The sequence below is a fragment of the Hymenobacter montanus genome, assembly GCF_014699115.1.
GTDB lineage: Bacteria > Bacteroidota > Bacteroidia > Cytophagales > Hymenobacteraceae > Hymenobacter > Hymenobacter montanus.
This window is the reverse complement of sequence record NZ_JACXAD010000005.1, coordinates 143,772-153,689: the sequence shown is the minus strand read 5'-3', so window position 1 is coordinate 153,689 and position 9,918 is coordinate 143,772. Positions and strand designations below refer to the sequence as shown.

Genomic DNA, 9,918 nt, shown 5'->3' with positions numbered 1-9,918 from the left:
CCACCAGCGTAATTTTGGCAATTCTTAAGACGAAGCGGTTATGCTCCTAATTGAAACCCTGTTGATTCTGGCGCTGGTGGGCTGGCAGGCCGTCGTGTTCTGGCGCAACCGCTACCTGGCCCAGCGGGTGGGCACTACGTACCCCGTGGCCGGAGCGGTGGCGGTGCAGCCCATTCCGTTTACGGCCGCCAACCCCGAGAAAGACTTCGCCATTCAGTACGATGCTCTCATCACCCGCGACGCCTCCCCGGAGTTTGGGCAAATCATCGTCGACACCAACGAGTACCTGCTGAACAACCGGGGGGCCGCCGCCGACTTCAGCATTCTGAAGGATATTTCCGAGCGCCACGCCGAGGCCCTGGACGAGGAAATCCAGGCTCAGATTGCCACGCCGCTGTATTTAGGGTTGCTGGGCACCTTTACGGGGGCCATTCTCGGGCTGGTGTCGCTGGTCGGGAACCCGTTTGCCGAAGTCTCGGAGAACCCGCACACCGATGCCTCGTTCAGCAACGGCGACGTGCAGCACTTCCTCGGCGGCGTGCTCATCGCCATGATTGGCAGCTTGTTCGGGCTGGCTTTTACGCTGGCGGGCAACCAGCTGCTCAAGCAAGCCCGGGCCCAGCGCGACCGGAACAAAAACGCCTACTACACCTTCCTGCAAAAAGCCCTGCTGCCCAAGCTCAACTCGGACATGCAGGCCGGCATGAGCAACTTAAAGTCGGTGCTCGACAGCTTCAACGCCGAGTTCTTCAGCCAGATTCAGAACGACTTTTTCAGCAAAATCCACGAGTTTACGCCGCTTATCGCCAGCATTACGGAGAACATAAGCGTGCAAAAGCGGTTCCTGGAGCAGCTGGAGAAAATTGGCTACTCCGAGCTGGCCAATGCCACCGTCAAGGTGTTCGACCGGGTGGACGAGAGCGCCCAGACGTTCGAGAAGTTCCTGGGCTATCAGCAGGCGCTGAATACCACCGTGACGCACAGCACCGAGGCGGCGCAGACCATCGGTTCCCTGCTCAACCGCCTCACCGCCCTGGAGCAGGGCCTGGCCAGTGTGCCGCAGTACCTGCAGCAGCACGATGATGCCCTGCGGCAGCAGGTGGCGTTTTTCAGCCAGCACGGCAAGCTGCTGGCCGACATCGGGGCTCAAATCCGCCAGGGCGTGAGCGAAGGCGTACACCGCATGGACGTGGAGTTGGACGGCCGCCTGCGCGAGCTGCAGCAGGAAGCTACCGAGGCGCACGAGCAGTGGCAGCGGCACTTCCGCGAGCTCAATAGCAACAACGTCTACCAGAAAATCACCGAGTACCTTAACCCTTTTACTCAGCTGCCGGCCCAGCAGCGCGACCTCAACGCGCTTCAGGAGCGGCAGGCGGGCCTGGTTGCCCAGGCCTTGCAGCGCCTGGAAGTACGCATCGCCGCCGACGCGGCCCTGCAACGCTCTTTGCTCGAACAGGTGGAGCGCACCAATACCGTGCTCGAAAAGGTTACCCAGCCCAACTGGTTTCAGCGCGCTATTCTGGGCAAGAAGTGAGGTAGTTCGGGTGGGTAGCCCCAACTTCCAGCGCCCGGCTCGCTTGCTACGCGAAGCCGAAGGCAGGAGAGGGCCTGCCGACTTTAGCGCCCACGTCAGCCAAGGGCTCAACCTGAGCAATTCGTCACACTTATTTCAATCTGTCATATGAAAGAAAGCCGGGACTTTTTCTGGCCCAGCTACGTGGACCTCATGACGGCCTTGTTTCTGACCATGCTGGTGCTGTTTGTGCTCAGCTATAAGCTCTTCAAAGACAAGCAGGGCGACAACGACAAGCTCATCTACGACCTGCGGGTGCAGGTGCAGGAAAAACGCAAGCTCGACGAAATCAAAGCCGCCCTCAAGCGCCTCGAAAGCAATTACTTCGAGTACAACCCCACGTACAAGCGCTACGAGCTGAAGTTCCCGGTTACGTTCGCCCCCAAGAGCGACGTGCTGCCCTACGAGGCCCAGGCGCCGCTCGTGCAAGCCGGCCGCTTTCTCCTCCGCCAGATGCAAACCCTGAGAAATCAGGACAACGTGCAGTACCTCATCGTGGTAGAAGGCCGGGCCGCCAAAGACCTGCGCTACCCGGCCAACGACCCGCACAACCTCGACGGCCCGGCCGTGCGCCAGCTGAGCTACAGCCGCGCCCTGGCCGTGATTCGGCTCTGGGAGCAAGCCGGCCTGCGCTTCCCCAGCAACCTGGAAGTAATAGCGGCCGGCAGCGGCTTCCGCGGAGCCGGCCGCTATACGGGGGCCCAGGAAGCACTGAACAAGCGCTTCATCATCCAGATTCAGCCCAAGATCGGCTCGCTTGGAAAGTAACGAGCCCCGGCCGAAAACCTCACCCCCCAGCCCCCTAAGAGAGGGGGAGCCACGGCACCCAGGCAAGCATAGTCCATAAAAAAAGAGCCTCGCAGCCTTACAGCTGTGGGGCTCTTTTTTACCCGTTAAAATCGTCAGGCTCCCCCTCTCCTGCGGAGAGGGGGCCGGGGGGTGAGGTTAGAACCGGCGATTAACGCAGTTCAAATCCTCAAATGCCTGCTTGAGGCGGGTTACGAAGGTTTCTTCGCCCTTGCGCAGCCACACGCGCGGGTCGTAGTATTTCTTGTTGGGGGAGTCGGGGCCGGTGGGGTTGCCAATCTGGCTTTGCAGGAAGCCTTCGTTCTTCACGTAGTAGTCCTTGATGCCTTCCCAGAGGGCCCACTGCAGGTCGGTGTCGATATTCATCTTGATGGCGCCGTAGCTGATGGCCTCGCGGATTTCCTCCTGGCTCGAGCCCGAGCCGCCGTGAAACACGAAGTCGATGGGCTGGGGCCCGGTACCGAAGTGCTCCTGTACGTACTGCTGCGAGTTGAGCAGGATTTTGGGTTGGAGCTTCACGTTGCCGGGTTTGTACACGCCGTGCACGTTGCCGAAGGCCGCCGCGATGGTGAAGCGCGGGCTCACCTCGCTCAGCTCTTTGTAGGCAAAGGCTACTTCCGAAGGTTGGGTGTAGAGCTTGGAGCTGTCCACGTCGGAGTTGTCGACGCCATCTTCCTCGCCGCCGGTTACGCCGAGCTCAATTTCGAGCGTCATGCCGATCTTGGCCATGCGCTCGAGGTAGCGCTTGCAGATTTCGATGTTCTCCTCGATGGGCTCTTCCGACAGGTCGAGCATGTGCGAGCTGTAGAGCGGCTGGCCGTGCTGCTGGTAGTACTTTTCGCCGGCGTCGAGCAGGCCGTCGATCCAGGGCAGGAGCTTTTTGGCGGCGTGGTCGGTGTGCAGCACCACGGGCACGTCGTAGAGCGCGGCCATCAGGTGCACGTGGTGGGCGCCCGAGATGGCGCCGGCAATGCTGGCCCGCTGGCCGTCGTTGCTCACCGACTTGCCGGCGAAGAACTGCGCCCCGCCGTTGGAGAACTGAATCATAACCGGCGAGTTCACGGCTTTGGCCGTTTCCAGCACGGCGTTCACGGTGTTGGTGCCCGTCACGTTCACGGCCGGGAGCGCGAAGGAGTGGGCCTTGGCGTGTTGAAACAGGGCCTGGACTTCGTCGCCGTGCAGCACGCCGGTCCGCAAGCCAGTAAGGGTTTGGTCAACCATAAAAAAGAAGTAAGCGGCAGTGCCGCGGTGAGAAAAGCCAGCCGAGCCAAGCCACCCGATACGGGCGCCGGAGCAGCAAAGTACGGTCGGCGGCGCCTAACCTGAAAGAACCCGGCCAACGAAGGCTGGCGGAGCCTGACTTAGTCCGCCAGCCAATTCGGCGGGGCATAAAAAAGGCGGCCCGTTCCAACGGGCCGCCGCGAGCTTTGTTCCGTACCTCCCGCAGTCGCGGTAAGACTAGCTTATTTGGCCGTCGTCAATTTGCGCTGGTGGTACACCCCGTAGCGGTTGGCAACCCGAACCTGGTAGGAATACACGCCGGCAGGCAGGCCCAGGCCCCGCAGATTGAGGCGAATGATTTGCTCCCCGCGCTTCAGCTCCTTGCGGACAAGCCCCATCACCTTGCGGCCCAGTGGGTCGAAGACGTCGAGCTGGATGTCGCTGTTAATAGGCAGGATAAAGGAAATGGAGGTTTCTCCCGTGTCGGGCTCCGGGTAGCTCTGGTACAAAGTGAACGAGCCTTTGTGTTCGTGGCACAGGCCCGGCTCCCCCGGCTGGTGGATGGATATATCGGGTGATAAATGACAACTCGTAGTCACCTCCGGGGCAGGGGTCGGCGGTAAGCTGGGCTCAGCGGAATGCATGTCGTTGAAGACGAAAGCGCCTGGTTCAACCCGGCCGGTCGGCCGCAACGGAAAGTTGGCGTAGATGGCGTCGGGGGTGCTCACCGGAAACGAGAATTGAAGGGTGGGACTAGTACTATTTGATCATTATCAATGGGTAGAGCGGAACAACAGGTAGAGTGGAATAATGGGAAGAGCCCAATCCAAACTAGTTGGTTGCATTCCGTTGCAGGTCTTAAAATTGGGAAAACGAGAATAAGGGCAGGCGGCATAGTCGGTGGCTTAAGTTAAAAAGTCGGTGAGCGTCGACGTAGCGCTTATCAACATTTTTCTGGACCACAGCCGGTTGGTCGGCAACTGGTCCGGCTTGTCGGCTATTGACTGGCATCGCGGGCGCCCAGGTACTGCAGTAATGATGCCGGAGAATGAGAAAATTCATACCACCTTAACAACATTCCCGGTATCTTGCAGGACTTATGAACCAATCTCCGCCTGACTTCTTCGACACCGACGGGCGGCCCGACCCGGGCGCCAGCGCCGAGGCCGAGCACAAGCTGAAAGTATGGGCCGTGCTCAACGCCGTGGAACAAGGCCTGATGAACGCCGAAGAAGCCCGCGCCGCCTATGGCATCAGTGCCGATGATATGGAGCACTACCGGGCCAGCTGGCGCGACTTGGAATCGGGTAGTCGCTAGCCCGCCGCCCAGTAGTTTATTCATTTAGCAATAGGGGAGCCGTAGCCCGACAGGGCACCTGGGCCATGACCAAGCGTAGCTTTCCGGGCCGCTGCCAAGGGGCGGAGTGAATAGCTCGTTTCGCTGGCCCTTAGGCCGTATAGAAAAACACGGTTGAGGTTTCCGTAAGCCGGAACGCAGCTTGGCGTTGAACCGTAAAGGGCAACGTCCGCTCCCCGGGGTTAACTTTGACGGCATACCTTCTTTTCTTCATGCAAGCGAATAACCGAGCTGCTACGGCCTTGCCCCAACTGCCCAAGTCCCCAACCGGGATAGAGGGCCTCGACGAGATTACAAAAGGCGGCCTGCCCCTGGGCCGGCCCACCCTGATATGCGGCAGCGCCGGCTGCGGCAAAACCCTGATGGGGGTGGAGTTTCTGGTGCGCGGTGCCCAGCGCTATAGCGAGCCCGGCGTGCTGATGGCCTTCGAGGAGACCGGCGAGGAGCTGGCCGCCAACGTGGCCTCCCTCGGCTTCGACCTGAACGAGCTGCAAACCCGCAAGATGCTGCGCATCGACCACGTCCACGTCGACCGTTCGGAGATTGAGGAGACCGGCGAATACGACCTCGAAGGACTATTCATCCGCCTGGGCCACGCCATCGACTCTATTGGGGCCAAGCGCGTGGTGCTCGACACCATCGAGGCCCTGTTCTCGGGGTTCCCGAACCAGGGCGTGCTGCGCTCCGAAATCCGCCGGCTGTTTCGCTGGCTCAAAGACAAGGGCGTGACCACGGTGATCACGGCCGAGCGCGGCGAGGGCACCCTCACCCGTCAGGGCCTGGAAGAGTACGTGTCAGACTGCGTGATTCTGCTCGACAACCGCGTGATTGACCAGATTACCACCCGGCGGCTGCGCATCGTGAAGTACCGTGGCAGCACCCACGGCACCAATGAGTACCCTTACCTGATCAGCGAAGACGGCATTGCCGTGCTGCCGGTGACCTCGCTGCGGCTCGACCATGAGGTTTCCGACCAGGTGGATTCCACCGGCGTGCCGGCGTTGGACGAGATGTTCGGCCGGGGGGGCTACTTCCGTGGCAGCAGCGTGCTGATAACCGGTACGGCCGGCACCGCCAAAACCACACTGGGGGCCTTTTTCGCCCGGCAGGTGTGCAAAGAGGGCCGGCGCTGCCTGATGTTCGTCTTCGAGGAATCGCCCCAGCAGTTGATTCGCAATATGCGCTCGGTGGGCCTCGACCTGCAGCCACTGATTGCGCAGGGGCTGCTGCACATCGAGGCCTCCCGACCTACTATTAATGGCCTGGAGCGCCACCTGGTCACCATTCACCGGCTGGTGCACGACTTTCAGCCCGCGGCCGTGGTCATCGACCCCATCAGCAACCTGATTTCGGTGGGCAACATCAACGAGGTGCGCAGCATGCTTACCCGGCTGATTGACTTCCTGAAAGTGAACAACATCACGGCCTTGTTTACGGCCCTGATAAATACCCGCACCAACCAGAACGAGATGACCGAAGAAGGGGTGTCGTCGCTGGTAGACACCTGGATCAGCGTGCGCGACCTCGAAGGCATTGGCGAGCGCAACCGGGGCCTGAGCATTTTGAAGTCGCGCGGCATGGCCCACTCCAACCAAGTGCGCGAGTTTCTGGTGACCAGCCAAGGCATTGAGCTGCTCGACGTGGTGGTGGGCCCCACCGGCATCGTAACCGGCGCCAGCCGCCTCACCCAGCAGTTGCAGGAGCACGCCCGGCACCTGGCGGCCCAGCAGGAAACCGAACGCCGCGACCGGGAACTGGAGCGCCGCCGCCGGATGCTCGAAGCCAATATCGCCAACTTGCGCACCGAGTTTGAGTCGGTCGAGGAGGAGCTGCGGCAAATCAACACCGACGAGCAGCATCGCCAGCAGGCCCTGGCGAGTGGTAACCAGCGCATTGCCGCCAACCTGCCGCGACCCAGCCCGCCGCCGGCCGGCGAAATTGATGAGTAGTTCGTATACCCGTGTACCGGCGCCCGCTCGACGGGTCTAGGCCCCGGCGAAATCGATGAGTAGCTCGTATACCCCCGTTGGCGCTGGCATTCGCTGCCCATATCCAATCCATGTTAGAAAATAATGACGACGAAACCTGGGAGTTGCGGCTGTACGTGGCCGGCCAAACGCCCAAGTCGGTCCTGGCGCTGGCCAACCTGAAAAAGCACTGTGAGCAGCACCTCAAGGGCCGCTATAAGCTCGAAGTCATCGACCTGCTGGAAACCCCCCAGTTGGCCGAGGGCGACCAGATTCTGGCCATTCCCACGCTGGTGCGCAAAGTGCCCGAGCCCATCCGCAAAATTATTGGCGACCTCTCCAACGAGGAGCGGGTGCTGGTAGGGTTGGACGTGCGGCCCGTGGCGAGTAAGTAGCCGGGCCATGGAACCACTGATGCCTCCCATCGCCCACCCCGAGCCTGCGAGCCCCGAGTACTTGCTGCACCTGTTCATTACGGGCGCCACGCCCAACTCGACGCGTGCCGTGCGCAACATCAAGGAAATCTGTGAGCAGTACCTGAGCGGCCGCTACGAGCTGCTGATCGTGGACATCTACCAGCAGCCCGAGCTGGCCCAGCAGGAAGACCTCATTGGGGTGCCGACCCTCATTAAGCTGCGCCCCGGGCTGGTGCGCCGGCTGGTGGGCGACCTCTCGGACCGGGAGCGGGTGCTGAAAGCCCTGGGCTTAACTACGCCACCCGTCAGCCCGCCGCGCCATGAATGATGCCCGCTCCGCCGCGGCCCTGGCCCAGGAAAACGAGGAGCTGCGCTACCAGCTCGAAGAAGCCCAGGAGCTGATCAACGCCATCCGGACGGGGGCCGTGGACGCTTTGGCCGTGCAAAGCGCCGACGGTCCGCGCATCTTCACCCTGCAGGGGGCCGACCAGGGTTACCGCACCCTCATTGAGCAAATGAACGAAGGCGCCCTGCTGCTGAGCGAGGACGGTACCGTGCTGTATTGCAACGCCTGCCTGGCCGACCTGCTGGGCCGGGCCCTGGGCGAGGTGATGGGCAGCGCATTCGACGACTTCGTACCCCCGGCCAGCAAGGCCTACTGGGCCCGGCTGGTGCAGCATGGCTGGACCGGTAAAAGCAAAGGCGAGCTGCCCCTGCAAGCCCGGGCGGGCGCGCTGGTGCCGTTTTCGGTGGCCATGAACGTACTGGCTTTCAACGACACGCCGGTCCTGGCCGTGATTGTGACGGATTTGTCGGCCCAGCGCGAAATCACGGCCATCCAGGCGCAGGTGGTGAAGCAGAATGCCTTGCTCGACCGCAAAAACGCCGAGCTCAAGCGCGAAGAAGCGGCCCGGCTGGCCGGCGAGCAAGCCGCCGCCGAAGCCAGCCGTCTGTTGGAAGGCATCTCCCAAATTGCCTGGACCACCAACGCTCGGGGCGAGGCCACTTACCGCAACCGCCGCTGGTACGACTACATTGGCCAGGCACCGGGCCAGGGCTCGCCCGCCAGCCACTCGTGGCGGCACCGCCTGCACCCCGACGACGCCGGCCCGGCCCAGGAGCGCTGGCAGGAAAGCCTGCGCACCGGCCAGCCCTTCGAAGTAGAGTGCCGCCTGCGCAACGCGGCCGGGGACTACCGCTGGATGCTGGGCCGCGCCCTGCCTTCGCGTAATGAGGAGGGCACGGTGATTCAGTGGATTGGCACTTACACCGACATTCACGAGCACAAGCTGGCCCTTGAGCGCATCGACCGGGGCCAGCGCCAGCTACGCGACAACAACGAGCAGCTCACCCGCGTCAACGTCGACCTCGACAATTTCATTTACACCGCCTCGCACGACCTCAAGGCCCCCATCAGCAACATCGAGGGCCTGCTTGATGCGCTGCTGCTCGAACTGCCCCCCGAAGCGGTGCAAAGCGAGCCGGTGCGGCCCATTCTGGACCTGATGCTCGACTCGGTGAACCGGTTCAAGCGCACCATCGAGCAGCTTACCGACGTGTCGAAGCTGCAAAAAGAGCACGGCGTGCCGACCCAGCCCGTCGACCTGGCGGCCGTTATCGAGGATGTCAGGCTTGATCTGGAGCCGCTTATCCAGACGGCCGGCGCGCAACTCGAGGTGGACGTGGCGGCCGTGCCTACCGTCCTGTTCTCCGAGAAAAACCTGCGCAGCGTGGTGTTCAACCTGCTTAGCAATGCCCTGAAGTACCGCTCTCCGGCCCGGGTGCCGCACGTGCGCCTGCGGGCCCGCTCCGAAAGAGAATTTGCCGTGCTTGAAGTGGCCGACAACGGCCTGGGCCTGGATGCGGCCAGCGAGCAGAAGCTGTTCGGCATGTTTCAGCGTTTCCACGACCACGTGGAGGGCTCCGGGATTGGCCTGTACATGGTCAAGAAAATGATTGAAAATGCCGGCGGGCGCATCGTCGTGCGCTCTGAGCTAGGTGTGGGCTCGGTGTTTTACGTTTACTTTGCCCGGTAAGCCCCGCTGGCCCACGTCTTACGGCGGGGCCGCTCCGCTTGCCGAACCTACCATGCAAAAACTTACCTGCGCCCTGCTGGTCGACGATGACCAAACGACCAACTACCTTAACCAGCTGCTGCTCAAGCGGCTGAATATTACCAATAAGGTTTTAGTAGCCCTCAATGGCCAGGAGGCGCTGGAACTGATTCAACTGCATTGCCAGGACGCCAGCGAGGACTGCCCGGCGCTGATTCTGCTGGATGTGAAGATGCCGGTAATGGACGGCTTTGCGTTCCTGGAAGCCTACCAGCAGTTGTCGCTGCCGCACCCGGCGGCTATCATCCTCGTGATGCTGACCACCTCCCTCCACCCCCAGGACGTGGAGCGGGTCGAGAAGCTCAACATTACGGGCTTCCTGAACAAGCCTCTCACTGAAGCCAAGATAAACGAGGTACTTGAAAACTACTTCAACCGCCGGCTGCCGACAAAGTAGCCGCGTATCCGCTTCCGCTGCCCGAATAAACAGCCCTTTACCGGCCCGGACCCTCCCCTCAACAAC

At 61.7% G+C, this 9,918-nt stretch carries 10 protein-coding genes; 8 read left to right on the top strand and 2 right to left on the bottom strand.

Features of this window, described 5'->3' with window-relative positions:
• Positions 1-40 precede the first annotated feature (40 nt).
• Together IC235_RS06110 and IC235_RS06105 are read left to right on the top strand one after the other, a co-directional pair.
• Entirely contained in the window at positions 41-1,534 is a 1,494-nt protein-coding gene (locus tag IC235_RS06110; RefSeq protein ID WP_191004278.1) for a hypothetical protein, read from the top strand.
• A gap of 147 nt (positions 1,535-1,681) precedes the next feature.
• Complete coding sequence (locus IC235_RS06105) at positions 1,682-2,341, top strand: OmpA family protein (RefSeq protein WP_191004277.1); 660 nt, start codon at positions 1,682-1,684, stop codon at positions 2,339-2,341.
• A 177-nt stretch (positions 2,342-2,518) separates the two neighbouring features.
• Here the strand turns inward: IC235_RS06105 and fbaA are convergent, their stop codons facing one another.
• Positions 2,519-3,601: a class II fructose-bisphosphate aldolase gene (gene fbaA / locus IC235_RS06100; RefSeq protein ID WP_191004276.1), complete on the bottom strand. Its 1,083-nt coding sequence runs from the start codon at positions 3,599-3,601 to the stop codon at positions 2,519-2,521.
• Positions 3,602-3,843: 242 nt separating this feature from the next.
• Positions 3,844-4,329 carry a T9SS type A sorting domain-containing protein gene (locus IC235_RS06095; RefSeq protein ID WP_191004275.1) on the bottom strand — a complete coding sequence of 162 codons (486 nt, stop codon included), beginning with the start codon at positions 4,327-4,329 and terminating at the stop codon, positions 3,844-3,846.
• 371 nt (positions 4,330-4,700) lie between these two features.
• On the opposite strand from IC235_RS06095, the gene IC235_RS06090 reads away from it, so the two are divergent.
• The 6 genes from IC235_RS06090 to IC235_RS06065 all read left to right on the top strand — a co-directional run bounded on the left by IC235_RS06090 (position 4,701) and on the right by IC235_RS06065 (position 9,852).
• Entirely contained in the window at positions 4,701-4,919 is a 219-nt protein-coding gene (locus tag IC235_RS06090; RefSeq protein WP_191004274.1) for a hypothetical protein, read from the top strand.
• 251 nt (positions 4,920-5,170) lie between these two features.
• Positions 5,171-6,907, top strand: coding sequence for a circadian clock protein KaiC (gene kaiC / locus IC235_RS06085; RefSeq protein WP_191004273.1), 1,737 nt, complete (start codon positions 5,171-5,173; stop codon positions 6,905-6,907).
• Between the two features lie 110 nt (positions 6,908-7,017).
• A complete protein-coding gene (kaiB, locus tag IC235_RS06080; RefSeq protein WP_191004272.1) occupies positions 7,018-7,320 on the top strand; it encodes a circadian clock protein KaiB in 303 nt (100 codons plus the stop codon).
• A gap of 19 nt (positions 7,321-7,339) precedes the next feature.
• Positions 7,340-7,669, top strand: coding sequence for a circadian clock KaiB family protein (locus tag IC235_RS06075; protein ID WP_191004271.1), 330 nt, complete (start codon positions 7,340-7,342; stop codon positions 7,667-7,669).
• Complete coding sequence (locus IC235_RS06070; protein WP_191004270.1) at positions 7,662-9,377, top strand: ATP-binding protein; 1,716 nt, start codon at positions 7,662-7,664, stop codon at positions 9,375-9,377. Before IC235_RS06075 ends, IC235_RS06070 begins: the two co-directional genes overlap by 8 nt.
• A gap of 52 nt (positions 9,378-9,429) precedes the next feature.
• Positions 9,430-9,852 carry a response regulator gene (locus tag IC235_RS06065; RefSeq protein WP_191004269.1) on the top strand — a complete coding sequence of 141 codons (423 nt, stop codon included), beginning with the start codon at positions 9,430-9,432 and terminating at the stop codon, positions 9,850-9,852.
• The last annotated feature ends 66 nt before the right edge of the window (positions 9,853-9,918 follow it).

Coding starts and splice junctions, on each gene's coding strand:
- IC235_RS06110 (WP_191004278.1), top strand. CDS start 41: ATGCTCCTAATTGAAACCCTGTTGATTCTGGCGCTGGTGGGCTGGCAG.
- IC235_RS06105 (WP_191004277.1), top strand. CDS start 1,682: ATGAAAGAAAGCCGGGACTTTTTCTGGCCCAGCTACGTGGACCTCATG.
- fbaA (WP_191004276.1), bottom strand. CDS start 3,601: ATGGTTGACCAAACCCTTACTGGCTTGCGGACCGGCGTGCTGCACGGC.
- IC235_RS06090 (WP_191004274.1), top strand. CDS start 4,701: ATGAACCAATCTCCGCCTGACTTCTTCGACACCGACGGGCGGCCCGAC.
- kaiC (WP_191004273.1), top strand. CDS start 5,171: ATGCAAGCGAATAACCGAGCTGCTACGGCCTTGCCCCAACTGCCCAAG.
- kaiB (WP_191004272.1), top strand. CDS start 7,018: ATGTTAGAAAATAATGACGACGAAACCTGGGAGTTGCGGCTGTACGTG.
- IC235_RS06075 (WP_191004271.1), top strand. CDS start 7,340: ATGCCTCCCATCGCCCACCCCGAGCCTGCGAGCCCCGAGTACTTGCTG.
- IC235_RS06070 (WP_191004270.1), top strand. CDS start 7,662: ATGAATGATGCCCGCTCCGCCGCGGCCCTGGCCCAGGAAAACGAGGAG.
- IC235_RS06065 (WP_191004269.1), top strand. CDS start 9,430: ATGCAAAAACTTACCTGCGCCCTGCTGGTCGACGATGACCAAACGACC.